Raw genomic sequence first — 26,768 nt, forward strand, 5'->3', positions numbered from 1 at the left:
ATTTGTCGTACCAATTGATGGTGGGCGGTGGGGTCGGGCTGTGCGGGAGACAGTTGAAGGGCGACGAGAGCGGATTCTTCGTATCGTGCACGACCGAGGAATGGTACGGGTGGCCGAGTTGGCCACCGAGCTCGGCGTCTCCACGGTGACCGCCCGGCGGGACGTGGCCGCCTTGAATCAACTGGGTGAGGTTCGCTGGCTGCACGGTTCTGTTTCCTGGCCAACTGAGCTTCCCAGCACACAGGACACACGGTCGGCTCGGCGGAGTCGGCAAGTCGGATCTCGTCGGGAGTGCGTGCTGGGCATGGTGGTGCCCACTGTGGAACACCACTTCCGGCCCATTGTTCTGGGAGCCCAGACGGCCGCCACCGCAGCCGGGGTCCGCCTGATCGTCGCCGTCTCCGAATACTTCTACAGTCGTGAAGTCGTGCAGGCGCAGGCGATGGTGGAAGCTGGCGTTAAGGGGCTGTTGCTGTCGCCGAGTTGGGATATTAACGGGCCCATTGAGAAAGAGATGGAGCAGATCCTGGCACTGGACGTGCCCGCCGTGCTGGTCGAGCGCAGGCTGCCCGCAGGCGTCGACGAGGCGAGGATGGACCACGTCAGTATCGCTCACACGGAGGGAGCCGCGTTGGCTGTACGGCACCTGGCGCGGCTAGGACACCAGCGGATCGCATTCCTGTCCAGGAACACCCACACTCTTCCCTACATCCGATCCGGTTACCGGGCAGCCACCAGCGCACTGGGCATCGCCGACGACGACCTGTCCCCCCGGGAGCGTCATCTCTTCGGAGACTTCGAAACCTTCGATCAAGAAGCTGACAGATTGCTCGAACTGAGAAAATCCAAGGGTGTGCAAGCAGCGCTCGTGCACACGGACATGGACGCCGTCAGACTGCTTCAGCGGCTCTTTCTGCAAGGCGTTCGCGTACCGGATGACTTCGCCATCGTGTGCTACGGCGATGACTACGCACGCACCACCGACGTGCCACTCACTGCCGTCGCTTCACCCCGAAGAGCGCTCGGCGAGGCCGCTGTGCAACTCCTCCTGCGCCGAGTGGGACATCCCCACGCACGACGTTGGGGATTGGAACTCATGCCCGATCTCCAGCTACGAGGATCCTGCGGAGGCCGAACCCCAGGGAAGGATGCTCACCACCACGGCTTCATCGGCGATGACTGCCCGCTCGCAACCCAGCACCTCACCAACACCTGACGGCGAAGACAGGTTCACTCCGGAACCCGACTGGCGCTCCGGGGACATCTTCGAGCGCATGCATCAGCCGACCCGAGCACTGCCGCATGATACCCGGCAGATTGCGGCCCACCCGGACCCGAACGGAGTTGGCGGTTCAGTCACCCGTGTCATGGTCACCCATCTGCTGAGACACACAGAACCGTCCCGCTTTCCGGCCCGGAGTCATGACCGGGCAGCTCCCGACCACCGTCGACGGGCGCAACGCTCGGATGGCGATCCCCTCGAACGGCAACCTCTTCGAGCGGTGCTTCGCGTCGAGGGTCTGTTCTCTGTTCGCTCACGCCCAGCTGCTTGCGCGCGCGTGCGGAAAGTCGTGATCTCCAATGTGGAGGAAAGAGGTCAATTGACACGCTTCGATCACCGTGTCACGCTACATGCCGAAGTTGGATCACTGCGGGGTTGCGGGGTTTCGAACCTGATAGGTCCAGCCCCGGGACGTCGTCCCAGCAGCAAGCCGCCATCGCCTGATTGGCTCGCCCAGGGTCGTCCTGTCTCGGCTTGGTGTTCCTCAAGCATCTCCAGCCGGACTGCTGTCGGCGCAGCGAGTCCGTTCAACCCGGGTCTCCTCTACGGCAAGTGGCGGGGTTTCCATCTCGGGCGGCGCTTTCTCGGCTGTCGAGGGTCCGGGCTGCTCTCTGTTCGCTCGCGCCCAGCTGCTTGCGCGCGCGTGGAGAGTCGTGATCTCCGATGTGGAGGAAAGGGGTCAATTGACACGCTTCGATCGCCGTGTCACGCTACATGTCGAAGTTGGATCACTGCGGGGTTGCGGGGTTTCGAACCTGATAGGTCCAGCCCCCGGGGCGTCGTCCCAGCAGTAAGCCACCATCGCCTGATCTTGAATCTGTTCATATCCACGCGGTGAGCCTCCGCAGGCCGGCAGGCTTTGCACAACGTGTCTCGAACCCTCTGGTGTGAGGTCGGTTCTTCGGGCGCGCCTGAGGCGCGTTCGCCGATGGCCCGTGGTCGACTTCCTTGATCCACCTGTGCCTGGTCGTTTTGCCAAGCGTGTGGCCCGTCATCGCGCCAGACGGCAGACCCGGCAGAGGTGGCTTTGTTCGTTCATGGCTGACTGATACAGGATCAGCAGTTCGTCTAGGTAACGCTGTTCACGGCAGACGTGCCCTCGCGAGCCACTGCCTCAACGGACTACCGCTCATGAGGCGTCACAGCACCACGCACCCCCGACAGCCCGCGCACATCGCGCCTTGCGCCCGCCGGTTTCAGGAATCTTCCGTAGATGGGCCCGGGCAGCCAGGGCCTGCCTGCTTGAAGCAGCCCGCTGCGGCAGTAGACCATGCCTCACCAGACCGCTGTCTCACAGATCGACGAGCCCGGACTCCTGACGTCCGGGACGCGTCGGCCGGTCCTCTTCCGGCTCGGCATGACTCCAGTTCCGCATCATTCCGCAGTTCTCAAAAGGAGTAGACATGACCACCCCTCTGGCTCCTGGCGTGTATGTGAAGGAAGTTCCCAGCGGTGTCCGATCCATCATCGGCGCCGGGACATCAACGCCTGCGTTTCTAGGGAATACTGCCACCATCAAGACCATCAAGACGCCCACGCTCGTCCGGAGTTGGACCGAGTTTCGCAGCAAGTTCTTTCCTACGCCGGCCGATGCCATGGGGGCGCTTGCGAAGGCCAGCGAGGCCTACCAGGCGGCGGCGAAGAAGCAAGCCGAAGTCGATGCCTTTATCAAGGATGTAGGTGACGGAAAAAAGTCCGATCCCAAAAGCCTATCAGACTGCAACACCATGGCTAAAAAGGCGCTCGAAGTAGCAGAGAAGGCCGGCAGCTTGGCCCACAGCCTTGGATTCAGTCCAGACACTTCCCTTACGGAGGCTTCCGCCCTCGTCAAACAGGCCAGCGATGTCGGCACCACTGAGGCTAAGATAACCAAGTTCAAAGAAGACATCGTCGCCTTCTACGGAAAACTTGACACCTCCTCCGCGAAATTCTCCGTAGGGGGGGAGGCAGTTAAGACTGCAGCTGGCAATGTCAAGAGCGTGGTCGACACGCTGGAAAAGGATGCGTCCCCGGCAAAGGCAGAACTCCAGAAGAACAGTCTCACGACAGCCGACACCGCAATGACAAGCGCGAAAGTGGATTCAGTTGTCCTAGCTCGTTTCGGTCTGGTTCCTCTGGCGGATGTCATCGACATCGTGATCGGCGCGTTCAAGGGATACGACACCAAGTGGTGTCTAGGTGAGGCGGTCCTGGGCTTCTTCGCCAACGGGGGAAGCTCCTGCTACATCGTTCCCGTAACGATCAGCCCCGGAAAGTCGGATCTCGCGGGCACGGCGGCGGACAACACAGGGCTGGCGGGACTGGAGAAGGTGCAGGATGTGAGCATGGTCGCGGTCCCCGACCTGCACCTCGCCACCGCCGATACGACAGCCACAGCCGCCACTGCGCTGAAGCCGCTGGCCGACCAGGTCGTGTCGCACTGCGCGAAGATGCGTAACCGACTCGCCATCATCCACACCGTCCCCGGCCTGAACGCGCAGGAGGCGGGCACATTTCGGGACGGCCTGGGCGTTGGGTCCCGCGCGGACCTTGCCACGCTCTACTACCCCTGGCTCGAGGTCCCCGGGATCGACGGCAAGGTGCGCACCGTGCCGCCGAGTGGGCACATCGCCGGTGTCTGGGCCGCCACCGACACCTCCCGCGGTGTGTTCAAGGCTCCTGCCAACGTCTCACTGTCCGGCGCCATCAGCCTGGCCACACCGCTCAGTGACGACGAGCAGGCCGGTCTCAACGCCAAGGGCGTCAACTGCCTGCGCAGCTTCCCCGGCCGGCCCCTCATGGTGTGGGGGGCGCGCACCCTCGCCGACCCCTCGGACCGGGACTGGAAGTACGTCAACGTCCGCCGCCTGGTGTGCTTCCTGTCCGATTCCATCAAACAGTCCACCAGTTGGGCTGTCTTCGAGCCCAACGACGATCACCTGTGGGCCACCTTGCGTCACTCCGTGTCCTCCTTCCTGAAGGACCAGTGGCGTCAGGGCGCTCTGCAGGGTGCCACTCCTGAGGAGGCGTTCCACGTCGTGTGCGACGCCAGCAACAACCCCCAGGACCTCATCGACAAGGGCGAGGTGCACTGCGACATCTATGTCGCACCGGTCCGGCCGGCGGAGTTCGTCCACTTCAGCATCCAGCAGACCGCGGGCCAAGCGGCCTGACCCGATAAGGAGTTCCCATGGCAACCGGAGACGTCTACCCCTGCAATACGTTCAGCGTTGATTTCGGTGGAATCCAGGTCGAAACCCTGCAGAACGTGAGCACCCCCAGTATGCAGATCGACGTGGTGGAGACCCGTCAGGTCTCGGCCACCGGTGAACCGATCTTGCGTAAGCAGCCCGCTGCCCACCCCCAAGGAGGTGAGATCACCGTGACGCGCGGTATGGACAAGAGCAAGGCCTTCACTGACTGGATCAACACGGCCCTGGAGAAGAAGGACATCGCCAAAGCCCGTCAGAACGTCACGATCGTGCAGTACGACGTGGACAAGAAACCTGTCCTCCGCTACCACCTCAGCAACGCCTGGGCCTCCCAGCTCAAGTGCGCGGACCTCGACGCCAGCAGCACTAACGCCGCCACCGAACAAGTGACGATCACCTACGAGGAATGCACCATGGAACGCCCCTGACCTACCGTCCCTGATGCCGTATCCGGGCCTCGCTGTATGAGCCCTCAAGCCTCGTCCCCGGGCGGCGCAGAGCTCGCGGAGGCAATGCCCGGATACGGCTGATTCCTCGAACCGCTGATTCTTCGAACCGCCGCGCCGATAGCTGCCCTGGGCCACCTCGCCCGCCAGAGAGGAGCGGCACGCCTGCGCGGGTACCCCAGGCCCTGTCCTGTCCCTGCACCCACCCCGACCAACGTAGACCTCCGCGCTACGCCTGAACCGATGAAAGGCCTTCGTCTGCCATGACGGATACCATCCCGGCCGCATCCCGGCTGCAGACCGAGTTCGCCTTCGAATTGCCTCATGGGTACGTCGACGGCGAGGGTGTCGTGCACAAACACGGCAGTATGCGCCTGGCGACAGCACGGGACGAACTGTCGCCGCTGATCGACCAGCGCGTCCGCGAGAACCCTGCCTATCTGGGCGTCGTTCTGCTTGGCCTCGTCACCACCCGTCTGGGGACCGTTCCGCATATCCATGCCGGTGTCATCGAGCAGCTTTTCGCCACCGACCTCGCCTACCTGCAGGGGTTCTACCGAACCATCAACGGCCTGAGCGAGGACACCGGAACGGTGGCGTGCCCTTCCTGCGGTACGCGGTTCACTCTTCCCGACCCCGGGAGCGGCCTGGGGGAATCGTGACGTACCCCCAAGACCGCCTCGGGGAGGAAGTGGGCTACATCGCCTACCACTTCCACTGGCCCAGAGACGACATCCTGGGTCTGCCCCATCATGAGCGTCTTGGCTGGGTACGTGAGATCAACCGGATCAACACACGGCTGAACACGGAGAGGTGATTCCCATGAGCGAAGGGCCTTCTCCTCCTCTATTGTCGGCCGCGGTCTGGCCGCCGGCATCGAGCGGGCTCCGGTATTTCACCAGGCACCTGGCCGCGTGGCAGCGTCTGTCCGTCTTGCCGCACACCTCCGATCCGCTCCCGCGCGGGTGGATCCTCATCTCGCGTGTGGAACTGCGCAGCACGGCGAGAGCACGCCGCAGGCCGACTCCGGCGCTCCTCCTGTGGCAGCCCTTCATTCCCGCGCTGCCAGAAGGAGTCTCCTTCCCGCCCAGTCAGTCAGCGACGCGGCACATGCCCGGGGTCCGGGGCTCGTCCACCGCGCCCCCGCCCCCGGCTCCGGGGGCTCCGGCAAGGGCGGCTCCGGCCGGCACCGCAGCCGACACCACAGCACGTACCGGGAAATCCCCGCGTCCTCCCGGCCAGCCCGATGCGCGCACCCCAGGTGCAGACGCCGCCAAGGACACCGCCGGGTTCCCCCGATCAGCCAGGGAACAGATCGCTTCGCCCCCCGGCAACGCGCGCACACCCGGCCCCAAGGCGCCCGTAGCCCCCCACGCGGCCGCTCCCTTCGGCAGCCCTTCCACAGCCGCCGGCCCTGGAGGACCACTCAGCGATGAGCCCCAGCTCTCCCTCGCCGGGCCGCGCCCCACCGGTCCCCAACCACCATCACCCGCACGCGAACGGCCCTCGCACACGGAACAACCCTCCACCGCCTCCCGTACCGCCCAACCACCCACCGCCCAACCCCGCATCGGTCTCCAACCGCCATTGCCCGCCGCTCAGACCCGCAGGCTCAGCCTCCACACCCCCCGTTACGAATCCATCGCCCAGCCCTCCACGCCCCCTACACCGAGAATGCCCCCCACGCCGACAGCGTCGACAACGGCCCTGCGTTCCGCCACCCCGTATGCGACGACAGCCGTGCCGGCAGTCGTACCGTCGGCGAGCGCGTCTGCCCAGGCCCGTGCCGACAGCACGGAGGCCCTTCCGCTCACCCTCCACTACCCGTCGCCTGCCCAGCCCTCCACAGCGAAAAAGCTGCCCCCGCCCGCCCCCACGACCCCCACCACCCGCGCCCCCGCCCTCCCCTCACCCGCCGCCACGGCACATCTCCGAGCGGTGCCTACGTCAATGTCCGCAGCGGCCGGGGAGACAGTCGCTTTCGCCGCCGATGCGTCGGCCGACCGCCATCGCCGAGCCGCTGTCAACAGTGCGGCTCTCGCCCGAGAGATCACCCGCAGTCATGCGGATCTCCTGGCGCGTGCGCTCCTTCCACGCTTGAAAGCGGCCGGTACACGCAGCGCGGAGCGCGAAAGGCTTCCCACCGGCCGTGACCAGCCTCGGTGACACTCGCGAACGGGTGTGAACGCGTACAGGCGATATGCGCAGGACCCCCTGCTTATCCCTCAGGAGGCGAATACCGCAATGACAGATCAGCCCTTCGCCGTCAGTTCGATGTTCCAACTCACCATCGGCGTCCACAATCTCGGTTCATTCACCAGTTGTGACGGCCTGGGGTGCTCCACCGAGGTGGAGGAACACCGGGAGGGCGGCCTGAACGACCACGTGTGGCAGCTGCCGGGCAGACTGCGCTACACACCGTTGACGCTGTCGCGGCCACTGACCCGGCAGACCACGTTGATCTGGCTGTGGCTGAGCCAGGTGAACTACTCCTTGAAGCCCATACGGCTCCCCGGACAGCTCGTCGCCCTGGGACCCGATCGCCGCCCATTGGTGCGCTGGGCTCTCGACGGCGTCGTCCCAGTGAGGTGGACCGGTCCCTCCTTCTCAGCCGACCAGGCACAGGCCGCGAGCGAGACGCTGGAGATCGCACACAACGGTTTCCTGGAAGTAACGGTCTGAGCCACGCCCCGACCGGACCCCGGGACATGACCGTACGTCGTGAGCGCGCTTCGCCGCAGGCAACGCAAGGGCGAGCCAGCGTCGCCCCCATTGGTTTGAAAGGACTCTGTGGTGTTGTCACTTCCCCCTCTCGGCGGTGCTCTGGTGCGCGCCGCTCTGGTGATGCACGAGCCTCCGACAGGCGACAGCAAGCTTCCCGGGCCGGAACGCGGCCGCCTCGTCCTCCATTTCAACCCCGACCATCTGAGTATCAGCAAACACAGCACATGGGTTCGTGATCCTTCCAAGCTGGCACCGGAAGCGAGCAGTCCCGAGTTCTCCGGGAGCGAACCGCGCACGACGAGTGTGGATGTCTTCCTCGACGCCGGCGACGGCCGCGGCAAAGTACAGGATGCGGTGGAGACTTTGATGGCGTGCTGTGAGCCCACTCCCAAGAGTCTGAGTGCGAATCGGCCCTCGCCGCCTTGGGTGCGCCTGGTATGGGGGCGTCTGCGGACGTTCACCGCCATGGTGACGTCGGTGAGCGCCAACTACACCCTGTTCGCGGCGGACGGGCTGCCGCTCCGCGCGCAGTGCGACGTGTCGCTGGAGGAGATGGGCGGTGTCGTGCGCCGGCAGAACCCGACCTCCGGTGGTCAAGGAAGCGCCGGCATGCATCTGATGAGAGAGGGGGACTCTCTGGCCTCGGTCGCGCACCGCACCTACGGAGATCCGGGCAAATGGCGGGAAATCGCCGAGCGGAACAATATCGACGACCCGGCCCAGCTGCGCCCGGGCCGTCGGTTGATCCTGCCTGAGCTGGTGGACGATATCGCTGGAGGGATGGTATGAGCGAGCGCGCCTACGCCGCCAGACCTCTCATCGACATCGGCTCGCCCATCCCCGGGGAATGGGCCGAACGCCTCACCGAGGCGTTCGTCGACACCAGTACGGGACTCCCAGACGAAGCCTATCTCCGCTTCCACGATCCGGAACACCGGCTGCTGGGCTCGTTGAAAGCCTCGATCGGCACTGCGGTGAGAGTCTCCGTCGTGACCTCACGGGACCGCACCCGTACCGGGATCTTCGCCGGCGAAGTCATCGCGCTCGAAACCGAGTTCACTCACGAGGGGGGGACTTACACCATTGTGCGCGCTATGGATCCCGGTCACCGTCTTCTGCGCGGCCGGCGTGTCACCTCCTATGCCGATACCACGGTCGCCGATGTCGTCAGCAAGATCGCCCGCCGCTCCCGGATGACTTGCGGTCCCATCCAGGCCGACAGCGCCCGTATCCCTTTCCTGGCGCAGCTCAATCTCAGTGACTGGGAGATGGTGCAGCACCTTGCCGCCGAACGCGGTCTGACTGTCAGTGTCGAGGGCACCAAGCTGTGTCTGCGCAAGCCCACTGCCGCGCAGACTGCTCCCAGCCCCCGGAGCGGGGCAGCCGCCAGTCCTTTCGTGCTTCAAGAGGGTATGAACCTCATCTCCCTGCGCGCCGGGCTGTCCTCGACCGGGCAGGTCGCCAAAGTCGAGGTGCGTGGCTGGGACCCGGTGTCCAAACAGCCATTGGCACACCGTGAACCGGCCACCGCCAGTGACCGGTTACAGGCGGGTACCACCCCGGGCAGCGCGTCCAAAGCCTTCGGCTCGGACAGCACCCTTCTGGTCACCGGCCGCCCCTACACCACCGCTCATGACGTGCAGAACGCGGCCCGTGCACTGGCCGCCGACACCTCCGCGGCCTTCGCCGATGTCGAGGCAGTGGCCGTGGGAGCCCCGCAGTTACGGGCGGGCGCCGCTGTCGCCCTGGCCGGTGTCGGCTCGCCCTTCGAGGGAAAGTACACGATCGCCTCCAGCCGCCATATGTTCAACGACCGTGACGGGTACCGGACCCGGATCCGTGTCACCACACACTCGCTCGCGCCGGTGCCTCCGGCACCTCCCTTGAGTACCCGTGGCGTGGCGGTGGGGGTGGTCGCGGACACCAAGGAGCCGCACGAGGGGCAGCACGGCTGGGTGCGCTTACGGCTGCCGTGGCTCGGCCCCGACTACGTCACCGACTGGGTCCGCACCGTGCAGAGCGGAGGGGTCGGCGGTGGCGGGGTCTTCCCGGTCGAGCTTGAGGACGAGGTACTGGTCGGTTTCGAGCACGGACGACTGGACCGGCCCTACGTCCTGGGCGGTTTGTACAACGGCAAGGACAAGCCCGGCGATCACGCGGGAATCAAGCTCATCGATCCCTCCACGGGCAAGGCGAACCGCCGTTCCTTCGCCTCCCGCGACACCGACCGCATCGAGATCCTGACCCCGGCCGAAGGCTCCCAGGGCATTCAGCTGTCCACGGGCAAGGGCAGCGACCTGTACACGGTGCTCATGGACCGGAGCAAGAAGGCCATCACCGTTACCGCTGGCACGGATGCGGAGAGCCTGGCTGTCTGCCTGGACCGGAGCAAGAAGGCCATCACCGTTACCGCCGGCACGGACGCGAACAAGATCACTTTCTGTCTCGACCACGGAAAGAAGGAAGTCACTTTGGACGCCGGCCCGGAAGGCACTCTCAATCTGAAGGCGGCTGACGTGAAGATCCAGCCCAGTGCCAACACCGAGGCGAGGACCAGCACGTTCGCGGTGAACAGCCACACCATCGATCTTGAGGCGGATGAGGAAGGAACCTTCACCGCGAACGGCAGGACGATGAAACTGGGCAGCGCCAAGACAGCCACGCTCGACATCACCACCGGAACCGACGACAACAAGGTGTCCATCAAGACCAAGACGGCGAACATCGAGACGACGGACAACGTGAACTGGAAGAGCAAGGACGTGAAGTTCACCGTCGATGGCGAGTTCAGCGCCACCGCAGGAAAGAGCCAAGTCACCGTCAACAGCACATCGGCCACCGCCGCACAAGGGTCTAACAAGGTCGAGGTCAACAGCAGTGGTGTCACGGTCAAGGGCTCGGCAGTCAACATCGACTGACCGACACAGGCCGCGCGTGCGTCAACAGACCCGAAGAAGCGACTCAGTGAGGAGGTAACGCGATGTCTGTTTCCGACATCATCGGCGCGGGCTGGTCCTATCCCGCACGCTGGAGCCCCCAGCACAACGCCCAGCTCGCCACAGGCGTGGACGACATCGAGCAGGCGATCCATCTGATCCTTGCCACGGCACCCGGTGAGCGCCCCATGCGTCCGGAGTTCGGCTGCGGCATCCACCACCTGGTCTTCGCGACGGTCAACGCCACCACAGCGGGGCTGATGGAACAGGAAGTCCGCCAAGCGCTGGAGCGCTGGGAACCGCGCGCGGAGATCGACGACATCGCCATCACCGGCGATCAGGAGGATGCCTCGCTGATGTACATCGACATCCACTTCCACCCCCGCGGTACCAACGACCCACGCAACCTCGTTTTCCCCTTCTACACGATCCCTTCCCACGCCCCGGAAACGCCATGAGTACCCCCCCGCCCCCTGTCCCGCAGCCCTCGGACGAAGCTCTGGCCCGCCTTGCGGAGGAGGGGCCCGCGGCCCTGGACACCCTGCGGTTCCAGGACGTCGTGGACAACGCCAAGCGTCTGATTCCGCACCTGTACCCCGAGTGGACCGACCACAACGTCTCCGACCCCGGCATCACCCTCGTCGAAGCCTGCGCCGCGCGCATCGACGAACTCTCCTACCGCCTGGGACGTGTCACCGGGCCCGTGCGCGAGGCGTTCCTGCGGCTGCTGGCGCCACCCCGGCGCCCGGCGGTCCCGGCCCGTGCGCTGCTGACGTTCACGCATGAGCCCGGTCCGGCCGCGCCAGTGCCGCTGGTCGTCCCCGCGGGTACGCAGATCAGCACCGGTTCCGCCGGGGGAGACTCCGCCAGGGGAGAGGAGATCATCTTCACGCTCCAGGAGGAGGTGAATCTCCCGCCGGTCCAGGTCTTCCTCTACGGCAAGGCGGCCGACGAGGCGAACATGCCTCCCGTCACGGGCGGCGGCGAGAGCGCCATCCTCTACTCGGGGACCTTGGCACCGGATGGCACCTACGACACCGGAGAGCCGGGACCGGACGCGAGTGCGATCGTCCTGGTGGCCGATCCCGGGCCGGACAAGCTGCTCACCCTCCACCTGTCGTTGCGTGCGCGCAGCGGCCGGCCGGGCCCTCTTCAGTGGCAGATATCCACCAAGGACGGGTGGAAGATGCCGGAGAGTCTGGGCACGAGCTCTCCCGAGCCGTTCGCCGGACCGACCCAGGTGACGCTGAAGGTGCCCGACAGTCGGCTGCGCTACCACCCCAGCATCACGCTTGGCTCCGTCGAATCCTTCCCCATGTTCCGTCCGGCGGAGGAGTATCTCGCCCTGCGGCTGACAGCCGATACCAGTGCTGCGGGGAAGGCGACCTGGTCAATCGCCGCCCTCCACCCCGCCGAGGCGGTCTCCGCGCCCGCGCCCGCCCTGCAAGTCGTACCGTTCAACCAGCAGCACCTCACCGTCGCAGAATCCACCGGCCAGCCGGCCCAGCGCCTGCGGCTGGCTGCCTTCCCGGTCGCCGGCGGCGGCATCGAGGTGACGACACAGCCCAAGGCCGGCATGCTCCAGACCTGGACTCGGACTACGTCGTTCGCCACGTCCGGGCCGGACGATTCGCACTACGTCCTCGACGCCGCAGCGGGCGAAATCGTCTTCGGCCCCGCCATCGCCACGCCCGACGGCCCGCGTCTGTGCGGACGTACGCCCGCGGTGGGCGCAGAAATCAGGGCCCGGGCCGACACCACCCGCGGCGCCCTGGGCAACGTCCCCGCCCACAGCCTCACGCAGTTCGCCGGACAACAGACGGGGCCCCAGCCCGTGCCGGACGCCGTGGTCACCACGGCAGCTGCCGACTACGTCTTCGTCGGCCCGCTGGTGGCCGGCCGCTCCCACCTTAACTCCACAGAAAACTCCACAGAAAACTCCGCGAGGAACTCCACAGAAAACTCCGCGAGAAACTCCACGGAAAACTCTGCGGGAATACCCACGGTCCAGCCCTACACCGGCCTCTGGCCGGCACTCCGGCAATTCCCGAGGATCAACGCCGGGGTCGAGCTGGGTGAGGACTCCCTCATCCTTTTCTCCGGGAGTTCCTACCTCACCCTGCCCACCCCGGACAAGACACAGCCTTCCTCCGACCTGACGCCCCTTCCCATCAGCGGCCTCCTGGGCACGACCGTGAGCGCCGCTCTTCAGTCGTTCGCCCACGGCATCGACGCCGCGCTGCGCATCGACGCCACGACGGTCTACCTGTTCAAAGGCCCACTCGCACTCGCCATGACCATCCAGAACGGAAAACTGACTTCGCCCGGCACGCCCCAGCCGATCAGTTCCCTCTTCCGGTACCTGCCGCCCTCCTTCACCAGCGGTCTCAGCGCCGCCACCGCCGTGCACGGCAAGACCGGGACGTACCACCTGTTCCGCGGGGCGCAGTACGTCGAGATACAGAAGACGGGCGAGGGTGTGTTGGCATGCGCCTCCCCCGCGCGCCCGTCGGCGGAACTGTGGCCGGGCATCGACCGGATCACGCCCCGCATCATGGTCACCAACCCCGCCCCCGCCGTGGGCGGAAGCGATCCCGCGACGTTCCCGGAACTCCTGCGCGACACCCCTGCCGGGCTCGCCCATCCTCAGCGGGCCGTCACGAGCGAGGACTACGAACGCGCTCTGCGCGACGCCGTTCCCGGCCTGGCACGTGTCATCTGCCGCACCTCGGCGCAGGGGTTCGGCGACCTGTCCGTCCTCCTCATACCGGAACTCCCCGCCGGTACACCCCCCACAGCACACAGCCTCACCCCCAGCCCCGGACTGGTGGCCGCCGCGCGAGAGCGGCTGGAGACCCTCCGCCTGCTGGGCACCCGCCTCCAGGTGACCAACCCCTCCTACCACCGCCTGCGCATCACAGCCACACTCACCACCGACACCCCGCCGCCTCACACCCTGCTGCGCGAACAGGTCCGTGCCGCCCTGGTAGCCGCGTTCCACCCGATCACCGGCGGCCGCTCCCAAACCGGCTGGCCGCTCGACCGGCTTCCGGTCTCCGGGGACGTCATCACGGCCCTGGCCCGCTTCCCGGGCACCCGGGTGACCGGCGATCCCGTCGTCGAGGACCTGGACGCCGGAGGCGACGGCTCCGCCTTCCTGCCCGTACTCGACCTACTGGATCTCACCATCAACGGGGTCGATCACCAGGACTCCCACGCCCTGACCCCATCAAGCGGTCAGGCAGACGGTCAGTCACCGGCCACCGCCGACCGCAGCGTCAGCCTGAACCTCACCACTCCGTCAGGCCGCATCTGGCGCCGGACCCACTGCGAGACGCAGAACGGACGCTGGGACACACCGCCGCCGGAAAACCTCAGCCCTGAGACCGCCCGCACGGTCGTGTGCGCCGCGGCCGACCGTGCCTTGCCTCTGTCCGCGCATATCGTCTACCAGCTGGCCGGGACCGACGAAAGCGTCACCCTGGACTTGACCAACCCACCCGCCGGGGCGAACACCTACACCGTCCATACGACAGCGAAAACCAGCCTCGCGCTCTCTTCCCAAAACGCGTCCGGTGCCCAGCCGGTCATCGTCCAGGGATTCCGGGCAGTGGACGGGAGCGAGCTCCCTCCATCGGGAAACAACGCCCACGCCCAGCTCACGGCCGCGCTCGACAGCACGCTCCAGCGGTCCCTCACCATCACGTTGCGCGACGTCAGCCACGACACGTGGACGTTCGGGAACCCGGCGGGTCTCAGCGCCAACACCAGTGTCACTCCCTCCCCCATCCCCCAGGTCGGCAGCGGCAAGACCACCTCCGTCGTCGTGACCACCCCAAGCACCACCGGCGATCTGACCGGTTCCATCCCCTGCACACCCGAGGGAGGGCGGCAACCCCTCACGCTCTCCTGGACCGCTACGGACCACGGCGTGGTGATCTACAAGGTGAGCAGCGACGACGCGGCTGTTTCCGCCTACGTAGGCAACGACAAGATCACCACCAGCGGGCTGCGCAAGAGTGCCTCACAGGACGGTGGAGGCCTCCACGCGGCCGTGCACATCAGCCTGAAGAACTCCGCCCACCGAGCCGCCACACTCTCCCTGCGCAACATACTGCCCGCCACTTTGCAACGGTCCTCTTGCTCACTGCAGGAGGGCAACTGGACCACCGAGCCGGAGAACTACATCGCCAAGGACAAAACCGCGACGCCCACCTGCACGGTTGACGATCCGGGCAAGGCCATGACGGGAAACGTCACTTACACATACACCCTGGCGCCAGGAAAGGAGGACAGCCTCGCCTTCGATTGGACCAGCACGTCCAGTGACACGACCTTCACCGTGAGATGCCCCAAGGACGCCGAGATCAAGACGGGCAACACCCCGTGGATAGCGGAAAAAACCACCACAGATGGAGAGGAAACGGTGTGGGTACTGAGGAGGCAGCAGTAGGAGACGTGAATCGGAATCAACACCCCAAATCTACTGATCCCGCACATGTAAGCAACCCCAGTCCACCCGCAGCTCAAGGAATAAGTCATACCGACACACACCGGTACGGCCTCTCCCGCGTCGCCCCGTAAGCATCCATAACTGAGTTGGTCTTTGCTGCGATCACCTACGCGCTGGTCAGCGGTTACGCCTGGAGGGGCCTTGTCTCCTTGCTTTAAAGTGTCGAAGTCGAACAATGCATCGCCGGTTTGCCGTCTGGTCTCGTGCGGGGATCTGGGGCCAGCTGCACCACAGGATTTGCCAGCTCCTGGGCGCCATCGCGATGGATCACTCCTGAATAGTCTTCCCAGTAATCGACATCCCATCCAAAGTGAAGTGCAGCCGAATATGTGAGAGATTTCATGAGTGAAGAATTAGACGTGACAATACGACAGAAGACGCAAGGTCCCAAGGGGGACACCGGGCTCCAAGGGGACGTCGGCGCCAAGGGGAAAATCGGCGCCAAGGGGAAGAGAGGCTCTAAAGGGAACGTCGGATCCAAAGGGAAACCCGGACCCAAGGGAATGACCCTGTCGGGCGATATTCTTTGTTTTACGGGGGAGACCCTCCGCTTCGGGCGATCCACGGGGCTGAAGGGGATCTCCGCCAGGTTTCCCGTATTCGTGATAACATCCGATAGTTTCTCTATAGCCTACGAGCGATGGCGTGGGGGCACGGTCACTCTAAAATGCGAGATAGAAAGTGATGGGACACTTAAGGTTGTCGAAGGAGGTGATGACGTCAGGGATAATAAAACGCAGAACTTCGGCAGGCTTCGGCAGCACACGCTTAAAATGTCCTAGGCGCGCCAGAAATTCGAGTGTGCACGCAGAAATACCAGCGACGCTTTGGACCGTTTGGGGAAGAGGTTGGGCTGCCGTCACTCCACCATTCCGCAAGAGAATAAAAGCGGCGTCACGGTACAGTCCAGAACCTCATCGTTTCGGATTCATATTGGGAGCAGCATGTCCGAGAACACCGTTACGATTTATCTAGGCCCTGGCCTCAAAGGCGAGACCGGAGATAAAGGCAAGCGCGGAGATAAGGGCGAGCGCGGAGATAAGGGCGAGCGCGGAGATAAGGGCGAGCCCGGAGACAAAGGCCAGACCGGAGACAAAGGTCCGCCTGGGGACGATTGAGGATCGAACTTTCGGAGTTGTTTGGCAAACCGCATCAGCTGGAGCGTGCGGTCGATGCCTGGGTGACTTCGGTGCAGTGAGAGGTGATCATGCTCCAGCGTGCCACCCGTGGAGTTCCGCGCGGCGTGGGTGTTGCGGGAACAACGCCCACGACGGATACCACCATGTCTGGGGATATCGAGCGCATCCTGCAGTACACGATGCCCGCGTGAGGGCTGGAACGGCCACCGCGTGACCATCAAGGGCCGTGTGGACTCCTGACGATCGCGCGGTGGCCGCGGGCACAGGAACGACGCCGCCGCTGGCGGGCGACGTTCGACGTTCGACCAGGCCATGGCCCCTGATCGCGGGCCGATTCCGGTGCGGGTGGAGCCGCGTGCCACAGCCCGCGCCTTCGTACTCGTCCTGCTGGCCGGCGTCGAGCGGAGGAACTGTTGACGGCTGGCCGAACAGGCCGGTCACACCCGCCCCGGACCGGTGCAGTGGCTGCTGCAAGGTGCACGCTGGGACGCCGACGCGCCCGTCCGCGACGACATCCGCGCCTACGTCCTCGATCGCCTCGGCGCCGACAACGGCGTGCTGATCGCAGGCGAGACAGGACTTCTGGAGAAGGGCACCGCTTCGGCGGTCGTGCAGCAACACCACATGGACGCTACGGGCCGGTCTGAGAACAACCAGGTCGGCGTGTTCCTCGCTACACCTCCCGCAAGGCGGGCACTGATCGACCGTCGGCTTTGCCTGCCCGGGCGTGCGTGGTGCCAGGACGTCGATCGCCGCAGTCGCGCAGGGGTGCCTCACCAGGCGGAGTTCGCGACCAAACCCGCTCTGGCCGGGCAGAAGATCGAGGCAACCCTGGACGCGAGGATCAGCGATTCCTGGGAAACGGCGGATGAGGCAAACGGCCAAGGCCCCACTCTGCGTGCTTTGTTGGAGCCCCGCCGGATCGGCTACGTGCTGGCCCGCCGAGGCGAGTACCGCTGTCGGCCGTGTTCGGGGCCGGACACCTCCGATCCGACGGTCTCCCACCTGATCGACGCCTCGCCGCTTCTGGCGAGATGGAGCTGACCGCGATCCGCACTCGCACGTTCCGAAGTCCACCAGCACGTCTGACAGTTGGTGACGACCAGGCTCCGGATGCCAGCGGGCAGGAAATCGTTGGACCTGGACGGGGTCCTGGTCGACGCCCACTCGGACAAGCAGGACGCGGCTCCGACCTGGAAGAAGACCCACGGCCACCACCCGCTCATGGGGTCTGTCGACCACGGCCCCTGAGGGACCGGAAAACCCGTCGCCGCTCTCCTTCGCCCCGGCAACGCGGGCTCGACCACGGCCGCCGACCACATAACCGCCACGCGCCTCACCCTCACTCAACTGCTGGAGAAGTACCGGGCGAGGACGGCGGACGCTGATTCGCTGCGACTCCAGTGGGTCAGAGACGGACGGATGCCCAGGGCGATGCCATCGCGGGCTCCGTTGCTGAACCCTAGGTCAGCGAGAAGCGTGTCGGCGACGAGTTCTGGGCTCAGCCGGCTGTGGCGGGAGAGGGCGTCAGGGTGGGAGGCAGGCGAGGCCAGCGTCGATGGTCTTCGCGACGGCCGACATTTCAGTCTCCCCAATGCTACTGAATACATCGAGGGATTCCATGGCCGAACAACGAGAATCAGTAACGCAGGAGAAAACGCAAGGCCCCAAAGGGGACACCGGCCCCAAAGGGGATGCTGGGCCCGAAGGGGACACCGGCCCCGAAGGGGATGCTGGACCCGAAGGGGACACCGGACTCGAAGGAGATACAGGACCCAGAGGAGACGACGCATTATGTGCTGTACTGGTCGCTACTTATCCCAATCAAGAACTATTCTATGAGCGTTTTGATGGATTAGAATTGGTGGCCGAGTCAACTTCCAGCACTAGCGAAGCTGTATATATCGTGACATCCAAAATCTCGGCAACTGTCGGCGTTCCAAACAAGCAAATACAGATATACCATCGGTCTGGAAAGATCACATCTTCTTTCTTCGACGTTAATTACACTACAGAGATTGTCGATGGAATCAAGATTTATAGAGCTGTCCTGAGACTGAAGCAGTCATGAATCTCGCCTGGACGGTGGCCAGCTGCCACACGGAAACGGCCTGAAGGGGAAAAATCGCCGACCTCTCCAGGAGTGAACCCAGATCGAACGTTCCAACCCTGTCGATCCCCTAACGACTCGAGGAAAGTCATGCCCGACATCGATGCGGCCCCTCCCACGACCCGGACAACAGAAGACAATCGTCCACCCCCACTGATCCCCTTCATAGACGACCCGGCCGCTCGCCCGCCCTTTGCCCGCCTCTTCTCGGAGATACTCGCTCCGCTGGCCCGGAATTACAACCTGCTGCCGGACGCCGCTCTACGACTCTTCGCGGACGAACTCGGCGAGAACCTTCCGCTGAGCGCGCCCGCCCTCGCCGACATCATGGTGGACATGGCCCCGTCACTGGACCAGGTGGTGACCCTCCCCCCCGGCACGGCGTTCGCCACCTCCTCCAGCGAGGGGGCCAACCCCGTCGTCTTCTCCACCCTCGCCGAGCGCGTGCTGGAGTCCGCCTGCCTGCTCACCGCCGGGATTCTCCCCACGAGCGCCGACACCAAGGGCACCGCCCAGTTCGTCCCCATCGCACACGACCTCCCCGTCGAGACCGCACACTGCGTCCTGTTCGTTCTGTCCCGGCCGCTGCCGGGCATGACCTGCCTGGTGACGCTCCCGACGGACATCCCGGACAGCGCGAGCATGCACTGGGAAGCCTGGCAGTCCGGGGAGTGGGTCTCCTGCGGCACCAGCCTGTCCGCCGCGCCCAAGTCCGCCGAGTTCGCCGTCCCCGTCCCTCCCTCACACAGCCCTTACGACTTCCCCGCCACGGGCGAGCATCCCCCAGCGCCCGGCGCGGGGCTGCTGAGGTGCTCCGCCGATTCGCCCTTCACACTCCTCGGGGAAGCGGGCGTACGGTGCCGGGGCAGCGTGACCGCGGTGCAAGGGGAACTGGTCCACGACGAGATCCTCGGCCGCTCGGACGGCACTCCGGCTCAGCAGTTCCCCTTACGCCAGCCGATCTCCACCACCTACCTGCGCCCCTTGGTCGAGTCGGTTCAGGACGCGCACGTTGAACGATGGACCATGGTGGACTCCTTCGCCGCATCCGGTCCGCTTGACCGCCACTTCATGGTCAACGCCGCCACAAGCCGCATCGCGTTCAGCCCTGACCCGCAACGAGGCGGCACACCACCGCCGGGAGCCACCCTGCGCATCCCCTCCTACCACTGCGGCGGCGGAGCGGCGGGAAACGTACCCGGCAGGTCCATCTCGATCCTCCAGACACCTCGGCCAGAGATCACCGGGGTCTTCAATCCATACGCCGCGATCGGCGGCACCGAGCCACGAGACACTCACCGCTCCTATACCGCCAGGCGACGGCCGGTACTCCTGACCGGGGCATCAGCAACCGCCCAGGAATGTGAGGACCTCGCCCTCTCCTCCGGTCTCGGCATCGCCCGCGCCCTGTGCGCACCCACCGCGGCCGGCAGCCAGGCAGCCGCGGTCAAACTGTACGTGTTGCCCACCGCACAACCCGACACCCTGGGGCGCCTGACGGAGGACCAGCTCACCCCTTCCCCCGACGCCGTGGACGCCATCCGGCGCGACCTGGGGCCCCGCCTGCCGACGGGAGCCGACATCATCGTCACCCGCTTCCCGCTGATGGAGATCAGCACGGCGGTAACGGTCCGGGCCGAGCAGTGGGCTTCCCCCCAGGAACGCAAAACGCTCGCACGGGACGCCTGTCTGGCCCTCTACCGCTACTTCAGCCCCCTGCCTGGCGCCGGCCCCTCGGGAGACGGATGGCCCGTGGGCCAGAGCGCTCAGAACAGCGACATCCACCGAGCCCTCCTCGACGTCCCCAACATCGACGGCGTCACACGCGCCGAACTCCGGGGGCCGAGCGCCGTCCCACCGCACTCCCTGGTCTACTCCGGACACCACACCGTCACCTGCATCACCTTCGACGGCCAGACCGACTACGACGCCACCTTCCGAGGCTGACCCGCACCGACCACGGCCGCCGCCCCACCCGGGCACCGCCCCTACCGTGCCAGCCGCCCTCGCCTCCGTGCGCTCGCCGCGACCGACAGGGATCCGCCATGACCAAACCGACCAAACCTACACTCGCCCTCCCGGCCGCCCTCGCACGAGACCCGGTCATGCGGGAGTTCGCCGAACGTCTCGCCCTCATGCTGGAGCCCTTCCCCCGGGCCTTGGAGGACTTCCCCCGCCTGCTCGACGCCTGGCGGACGGATCCCGCCTGGCTGGACTGGCTGAGCCAGATCACCGGCGCACCGGATACCCCGCAGTGGGACGAAGCCGCCCGCCGGGCCGCGGTCGAGGCCGCGGCAGCCCTCGCCGCCCAGCAGGGCACCCACGAGGCGCTCATACGAGAGGCCGGCCTGCTGGGATGGGAGCTGTCCATATCCGATCCAGGCCAAGTCACCACAACGGACCAGTGGTTCGGACCCAGGCGCTCACTGGTCGTCGCACTGGCATGGTCGCCCGCCGACACCGTCAGACTGGTCAGTGCACGGCCCCAGCTGGACGCCATCGTCCGCCGCCACTGCCCCGCACACGTCCCCTACACGGTCGTGGTGGGTGAGGGGTTCACCCCGTCCGCCGCCCTTTCCCTGCCCAGTGACGTGGGCGACACGGGGCAGCCGCGCACCGTGTTCTTCTACGGCCCCCACCCCGAAGGCGACCAGACGGTCGGCTACGACCTATCCGTACCCGCGCCCGTCCCCGGCCCCCGGCGACTGAATGCCCGCTGGTCCGGCCTGGCGCAGCTGGGGAGTGTCGGCAAGAACTTCGGGAAGGGATCTGCGGGACACATCGACGCAGCGGTTTGCTACCCCGATCTCGGCTTCTACCTGATATCCGGTGACGAGGTAGCCGTATGGGACAAGAGCGCCGAGGCGTTCAACAAGATCGCCGGACTGAACAGCATCTTCCCCAATCTGCCGCGAAGGCAGGCGACGCAGGCCCTGGACGGTACGCTGACCATCAGAATTCCGCTGATTGACGATGTCCTGTCCATCCCCTCCGGGAACGACAAGGGTCTCTACGTCTTCTCCGGAGAACACTCGATCCGCTACAGCTCACCGGGGGCGACGAACCCCGAGACGAAAACGATCAAGGAACTTTACACGACAGACCTCCCTCCCGAGTTCCACCGGAACCTCGACGCCGTCGTGGAAGACCCGTTCCGTGAGGGAATCCACTACCTCATCAAGGGACCGCAGTGCGCGGAGGTAGACGGCTTCACCTACAAGGCCACCCACCTGATCCGTGACCTATGGCCAGGACTCCCCGTCCGCACGGCCTCCGAGCAGACCGGTGGAGGCGCTCTGACCATCGAGGCCACCCTCGTCCCCCTCCACTCCGGCTTCCGGCTCTCCTACTTCGCCCGTGCACTGACCGAAGGCGCCCAGGTCTATCTCTACGAAGGCACCAAGAAGACGTCCGGAGAGCTCGCTGCCCTGCCACCGGTCGGCCAGAAGCCGGCACCCGGGTCGGCCGGCAACGTCCTGTTCGAGGGCAGCGTCCTCACAAGCCCCGGCGGCTACACCCTCTACTACGCAGATCCCGCCTTCAACAAATGGCTGTCCGATCCAGCTGAATTTACCGCAATCCTGAAAAAGGAAGACTACGGAACGTTCAGCCTCAAAGGCGATGCGGGCGGCAAGACCGCGAACCGCAAGAATCCAAAATTCACGTGCCAGACCCCATACCCGCGGAGCGCGACCCTCGCTCTGTACAACGCCGCCGACAAGGCTTCCGACCTCGACCAGGCACAGAAGGAGATCCCCACACCCCTGTTCTCGAAGCCGATAGCCAACCAGAACACCGTGCAGGACGTGACCGCCGACAATACGTTCCTGCCCGGCCCTTACAAGGCATACCTGCTGGCCCGCGACGGCCACGCGTTCCTGGCCGAGCCGCTCAAGGACATCACGCTCACCCTCGACCCGAGCGCCATCGGCACACTGCACCTGGGCGGCACGGAGGCGGACGACCAGAAGGGCACCATCCCGCTCGACCGGAAGCCCGTCATCTCCTACACGCCTTCAGGTGAGGAGACATGGACCACGGGGACACTCCACATCTTCCCGCAGGCCGCGCAGGACGCGGCCCCCAACACCCTGCCTGCCGCCGCAGCCGTGCTCACCTATGACATGGTCGACCTCAAGTCGCCCTTCCCTCTTGCTGATTCACTCCCGGTCGGCGGCTACACCGCCTACTTCTGCGCGGGGAAGGCCTGGCTCGCCAAACCGAAGCGCTTCACCGTCACCGCCCCCGCCGCCAGCGGAGAGCTCAAGGTCAATACACCCAGCAGCAACGGAACGGCGAACGTCCTGACGTACAGGACCCCATACGCGAACAGCGGCAACCAAATCGTCGTGGTCCGTGAACTCGACGACCACGCCCCGACCATCAACACCCATGCCGGCCAATGGGACTACGTCTACCGCACCACGGCATCCGACCAACATGGTGAGATCACCATCACCACCACGAATCTCCTGCCGCAGGGCTCCCCGGCGGACGCGGCGCCCGGCACCTACACGGTGCGCCTCGTGACCAGCAGCGGCGCTCCACTGGCAGACCCGGTCACGATCAGCGCCACCCTGAGCCCTGCGCAGTACGAAACCCTGCGCATCACACAACCACTCCCGGAAACGCGCATCAACACCGCCAGTACGATCAAGCTCGAATACACAACCAAATACTTCAACCCGGAAAACATCATCACCGTGCGGGGGGCCGGGGACAACCAGATATATTCCCAAAAAACCGAGGCAGGGAAAACCGAGCAAGAAATAGGAGGAGACAAGCTGCTGGACGGCATGCGCCTGTACCCGGGCAACCACACGATCTACTACCAGGCGCACCGCTCCGTACCCCTGGCCCAACCACTCACATTCCTGGTCCACGCGCCGCGCGCTTCAGGATCCATCGCCGTGTCTCCAACCTCGCCCCACGTGGGCGAAAAATTCCGCATAGGATATGAGACGGAATTTCCCGGAATCTTGGAGGCCAACCGCATAGAGATCTACAAAGAGAACGACCAGCCGGGGAGATCTCATCCGGTCCAGAGCATCAAAGCACCAGGGAAAACAGGAATCGTGGACGCAGACGGGCTGTCCGGCGGACAGTATCGGGTCAACTTCCTGGGCAAGGACAACAGCACACTGGCCCCCGCCCGCGAGATCGAGATAAAGGCCCGCACGATAACCCTGCGTATCGCAGATACGACACACGACCGTTGGACAGTCAAACCCACGTCGCTATCAAGATGCACAGCGGGCAATGAATCAACCGTGCCCGCCACACCAGTCAACGGGACTCCCGCATACACCGACGTGACGTTCACCCAGAACACCGTCACAAACGAGATGGCCGGCACCCTCGAATGCACACACCCCGAGCACGACCAGAAGCTCAACATCACCTGGACGATGAATACGGTGAATGAGTCCATCACCTACAAAACGACGGACAGCGACGGACTCACCGCAAAATTCAGCTCGGACAAGGAACAGTGGACCGACGCGGCATCCGGCACCGGCCCGAATGCCCAGATATGGATAAACCTGCAGAACACAAAGCACCGTGCCCTATCCGCCACCATCATCAACACCTTCCCCTTCGAGGTCAAACTCAAAGACGCCCCCACACGTGAAAACGCAACCCCGACCACCGCACCTCAAGACGTCCCGACGGGAGACACGAAGAAGTTCACCTACACGACCGACTCCTCACCCGATGACTCAAAGGGAACGGTCACCTACAAATTCAAGCCGCCAAACAAGTCGGAGGAAACCATCATACTCTCCTGGACCAGCCACCCCGACAAAAACCCCCCCGAGTACACGTTCACCCTGCCCGACAAAGCCACGATCGAAGGCGACAAGAGGGTGTGGACCATAAGTGCCACACCCAAAGACGGCAAGAATATCTGGACCATAAGTCGCAAACAACCCTGACCGGGATGCCGTGACCTCCGCCCCGCCACCCAAGAGTGGTCAAACTCAGGAGTGCTGCAAGGTCCGTAGATTCTGGCTTAGCTGCTGGCTAGGGTTGGCAGGCCGAGTACCGGGGCCCCATTTTCAGTCCCGCCACGCCCAACCGTGCGTGCGGCCCTCCCGCCGTACTCCGCAACCGCGCCAGCTCCGACTCTACGTTATGGTCCGCCGACTCCATCGGCGGACCATAACGCGTTCGTGGTTAATTCTTCACACTGACAGCTCTGTGCCTTCGGGGCGCAGACGCAACGGGCAGAATAGGCGAATAGAAAATGGCGGCAAACGGAGAAGAGCTCATCATTAGTCTGCAAGGAGAAAGAATCCCTGCACCCAGCGCCCTGACCGTGAACAACAACAACGAGCTGACGTGGGCAGCGGGCGGTGCCGACGCACAAACCAGCTTCCTGTTCACCTTCTTCGGCAATGTCAGTAAGCGGGAGGTAACCGCCTTAGCGGGAACTACCAAAGCAGCTATCCCCACAGACCTGGCAGAAACCAGGTACCTGGTCGAGGCCCGGGCTGTGAAGAACGGTACCTACTCGGCTCCGACCGCTTTGACGATATCTACGAAGGCCTCCTCCGTACCCGAAGACCTGAAGATCAACGGCCTCAACGAGCCCCAGGGCATCGCAACAGCTGGTGCAGGGATCTACATCGCCAACCGGAAGTCCGGCGAAATCATCAAAGCGGACATGGATGGAAATGGCGCGATAGTCGTCAAGAAACTGGAAAACCCTATGGGTATCGCGACGGACGGAGTTAATTTCTGGGTCGCCATCCAGGGCGCAGGAGGACAAGTAATAAAATTCCATACGTATGATGACTACGCACAGGATAGCATTAGGCCGGCCCAAGATAAGCCAGGGATTAACTATCTCTCACTCTTGGATTCAGATATTCTCACCTGGAGTAAACCTCTACTTTTCATCTCTAGAGATAAGGGCTGGGCGGCGCAGGGCTACGGAGCGTGGTGTGAAGAAATCGTGAGCGATCTGCCCGATGCCAGAGGCATGACATCCGACGGTAAATTCCTCTATATCGCCAGCTGGCAACGGGACAAAGTGCTACGGGCACGCTTCGACGGGGCGGCCGGCAAGGAGGAGTTCATCGCCGTCGCCAAGCCCGAGGATATTTCTTGCAATGAGAGACATGTATACGTAACCACCGGCAATAACACGCTGATCCGAGCATCGCGGAGTACTGGAGCTATCGATGATGGCTTCACCATCAAAAATCTCAACAAACCCCGCGGCGTAGCAGTCTGGGGCAACTATGTCTATTTTGTGGAGCAAGGTGCACCCAAGGTATCCCGAGTGTTCATTGGGTGGGCCGCCGAGTAGCAGAATCATGACAGGCCTGCACTCCGCAACGAATCACGCGTGGCTTCACTTTTGCGTCACCTGCGAATGATTCGTAGAAGGGGCCGGATCTGAACCGGCTCCGTGGTACATCCAATATGGGATCAGCTGATTTCACTTCACCGACGAAGAACACCACGTTCTTCCGGGCGGGGTGACCCATAGCCCCGATCCCTGCGATACGACCTGACGCCTGCCATTGCGAGAGTCGGCCGCTGTGGTTTGCTGTACATACCTCGCCCAGGGCGGACCCGACAGAAACACGCGTAGTGACAGCTCACCAGGGACCCTGGCGGGGTAAACCGGTCAACTCTCAAAGCCGGCGGGTAACCTCCACGGTTACCTGCACGACGATGTGAACCGTCGCTACGCCACCGTGGCGCTGGCGTTGCGCTTGTGCGGGACGCCTCCCATGACGGCGCCGCACGGGCGCGGTTGGAGCATGGACCGCTGGTGAGCACGGGGCTGGTGCGGCTGGAGCATCCGGATCAGCCGTTGCTGGTTCGGGCGTTGCGGGTAAGCGATCGTGTCGTCTCCTGTCTGCTGGGGCACGGTGCTCCGCTCGTGGCGGATCCAGCGATGAGCCTGGTTCGTGAGACGCCGCTGCTGCCCGCGTCCGCGCGGCTCCTGGTCCAGCAGGTCCGTGCGGCGCTGGGGCAGCTCGTCTATCTGCGGGGCCGGTCCGACAGCGCGGTGGAGTCGGTCGCCGATGCCGCCATCCAGGAGGGGTCGGGAAAGGCGATACGCGTTGACCCACGCCGCCTTATCCCGGGTGCCGAAGGCGCGAAGGGGATGCCTGCTCGACGCCTCCGACCTTAGAAACCAGCTCACCACCCCCACAGCCGAAACCGGCCCGAGAGGCCAGCCTCCCCGACGCTCACGAGAAAGATCTCCGACAACAGATATACGAAGCAATGCGCCGAAGAAGTACAGCCTTTGAGTTTCCAGTGCCGACCTTGAACAGAGAAACGGACGCATACATCGCGACGTCCGCCGACGAATCGACTGTGTTGACAGGATGGCTCCGTGAAAAAGGTCTTCCAAATGATCCCTCAAAGGTTGGCCCTGGCAAGACACTATGGATCATCTGACAC

At 64.5% G+C, this 26,768-nt stretch carries 17 protein-coding genes and 1 pseudogene; all 18 read left to right on the plus strand.

What is annotated here, in order from left to right; genetic code table 11:
- Positions 1-40 precede the first annotated feature (40 nt).
- The 18 genes and pseudogenes from KK483_RS34285 to KK483_RS34375 all read left to right on the plus strand — a co-directional run bounded on the left by KK483_RS34285 (position 41) and on the right by KK483_RS34375 (position 26,493).
- Positions 41-1,216: a LacI family DNA-binding transcriptional regulator gene (locus KK483_RS34285; RefSeq protein WP_262009113.1), complete on the plus strand. Its 1,176-nt coding sequence runs from the start codon at positions 41-43 to the stop codon at positions 1,214-1,216.
- 1,469 nt (positions 1,217-2,685) lie between these two features.
- A complete protein-coding gene (locus tag KK483_RS34290) occupies positions 2,686-4,434 on the plus strand; it encodes a phage tail sheath C-terminal domain-containing protein (protein ID WP_262009114.1) in 1,749 nt (582 codons plus the stop codon).
- A gap of 17 nt (positions 4,435-4,451) precedes the next feature.
- Complete coding sequence (locus KK483_RS34295; protein ID WP_262009115.1) at positions 4,452-4,901, plus strand: phage tail protein; 450 nt, start codon at positions 4,452-4,454, stop codon at positions 4,899-4,901.
- Between the two features lie 281 nt (positions 4,902-5,182).
- Positions 5,183-5,581 carry a hypothetical protein gene (locus tag KK483_RS34300; protein ID WP_313879502.1) on the plus strand — a complete coding sequence of 133 codons (399 nt, stop codon included), beginning with the start codon at positions 5,183-5,185 and terminating at the stop codon, positions 5,579-5,581.
- Positions 5,578-5,736 carry a DUF6760 family protein gene (locus KK483_RS34305; protein ID WP_242331741.1) on the plus strand — a complete coding sequence of 53 codons (159 nt, stop codon included), beginning with the start codon at positions 5,578-5,580 and terminating at the stop codon, positions 5,734-5,736. Before KK483_RS34300 ends, KK483_RS34305 begins: the two co-directional genes overlap by 4 nt.
- Before the next feature lie 1,427 nt (positions 5,737-7,163).
- Positions 7,164-7,601, plus strand: coding sequence for a phage tail protein (locus KK483_RS34310; RefSeq protein WP_262009116.1), 438 nt, complete (start codon positions 7,164-7,166; stop codon positions 7,599-7,601).
- Between the two features lie 144 nt (positions 7,602-7,745).
- The gene (locus KK483_RS34315) at positions 7,746-8,432 is read left to right on the plus strand and encodes a LysM peptidoglycan-binding domain-containing protein (RefSeq protein WP_262009117.1); all 687 of its coding nucleotides are present in this window, start codon (positions 7,746-7,748) and stop codon (positions 8,430-8,432) included.
- Positions 8,429-10,561 (plus strand): VgrG-related protein, encoded by a 2,133-nt coding sequence (locus KK483_RS34320; RefSeq protein WP_262009118.1) that lies wholly within the window; start codon positions 8,429-8,431, stop codon positions 10,559-10,561. Before KK483_RS34315 ends, KK483_RS34320 begins: the two co-directional genes overlap by 4 nt.
- A gap of 62 nt (positions 10,562-10,623) precedes the next feature.
- Positions 10,624-11,037, plus strand: a complete 414-nt coding sequence (locus tag KK483_RS34325) for a GPW/gp25 family protein (protein WP_262009119.1) — start codon at positions 10,624-10,626, stop codon at positions 11,035-11,037.
- A complete protein-coding gene (locus tag KK483_RS34330) occupies positions 11,034-15,032 on the plus strand; it encodes a hypothetical protein (protein WP_262009120.1) in 3,999 nt (1,332 codons plus the stop codon). The genes KK483_RS34325 and KK483_RS34330 overlap by 4 nt, the downstream gene beginning before the upstream one ends.
- Before the next feature lie 143 nt (positions 15,033-15,175).
- A pseudogene (locus KK483_RS34335) lies at positions 15,176-15,342 on the plus strand (transposase); the annotation flags it as partial.
- 79 nt (positions 15,343-15,421) lie between these two features.
- Positions 15,422-15,874 (plus strand): collagen-like protein, encoded by a 453-nt coding sequence (locus tag KK483_RS34340; RefSeq protein WP_262009121.1) that lies wholly within the window; start codon positions 15,422-15,424, stop codon positions 15,872-15,874.
- Between the two features lie 813 nt (positions 15,875-16,687).
- Entirely contained in the window at positions 16,688-17,275 is a 588-nt protein-coding gene (locus KK483_RS34345) for a transposase (RefSeq protein ID WP_262009122.1), read from the plus strand.
- A gap of 577 nt (positions 17,276-17,852) precedes the next feature.
- The gene (locus KK483_RS34355) at positions 17,853-18,302 is read left to right on the plus strand and encodes a collagen-like protein (protein WP_262009123.1); all 450 of its coding nucleotides are present in this window, start codon (positions 17,853-17,855) and stop codon (positions 18,300-18,302) included.
- Between the two features lie 129 nt (positions 18,303-18,431).
- Entirely contained in the window at positions 18,432-20,288 is a 1,857-nt protein-coding gene (locus KK483_RS34360; RefSeq protein ID WP_262009124.1) for a putative baseplate assembly protein, read from the plus strand.
- 98 nt (positions 20,289-20,386) lie between these two features.
- The gene (locus KK483_RS34365; RefSeq protein WP_262009125.1) at positions 20,387-24,277 is read left to right on the plus strand and encodes a phage tail protein; all 3,891 of its coding nucleotides are present in this window, start codon (positions 20,387-20,389) and stop codon (positions 24,275-24,277) included.
- Between the two features lie 383 nt (positions 24,278-24,660).
- Positions 24,661-25,656 carry a hypothetical protein gene (locus tag KK483_RS34370; protein WP_262009126.1) on the plus strand — a complete coding sequence of 332 codons (996 nt, stop codon included), beginning with the start codon at positions 24,661-24,663 and terminating at the stop codon, positions 25,654-25,656.
- Between the two features lie 471 nt (positions 25,657-26,127).
- Positions 26,128-26,493 carry a hypothetical protein gene (locus KK483_RS34375; protein WP_262009127.1) on the plus strand — a complete coding sequence of 122 codons (366 nt, stop codon included), beginning with the start codon at positions 26,128-26,130 and terminating at the stop codon, positions 26,491-26,493.
- The last annotated feature ends 275 nt before the right edge of the window (positions 26,494-26,768 follow it).

The organism is Streptomyces sp. FIT100 (assembly GCF_024584805.1).
Taxonomy (GTDB): domain Bacteria; phylum Actinomycetota; class Actinomycetes; order Streptomycetales; family Streptomycetaceae; genus Streptomyces.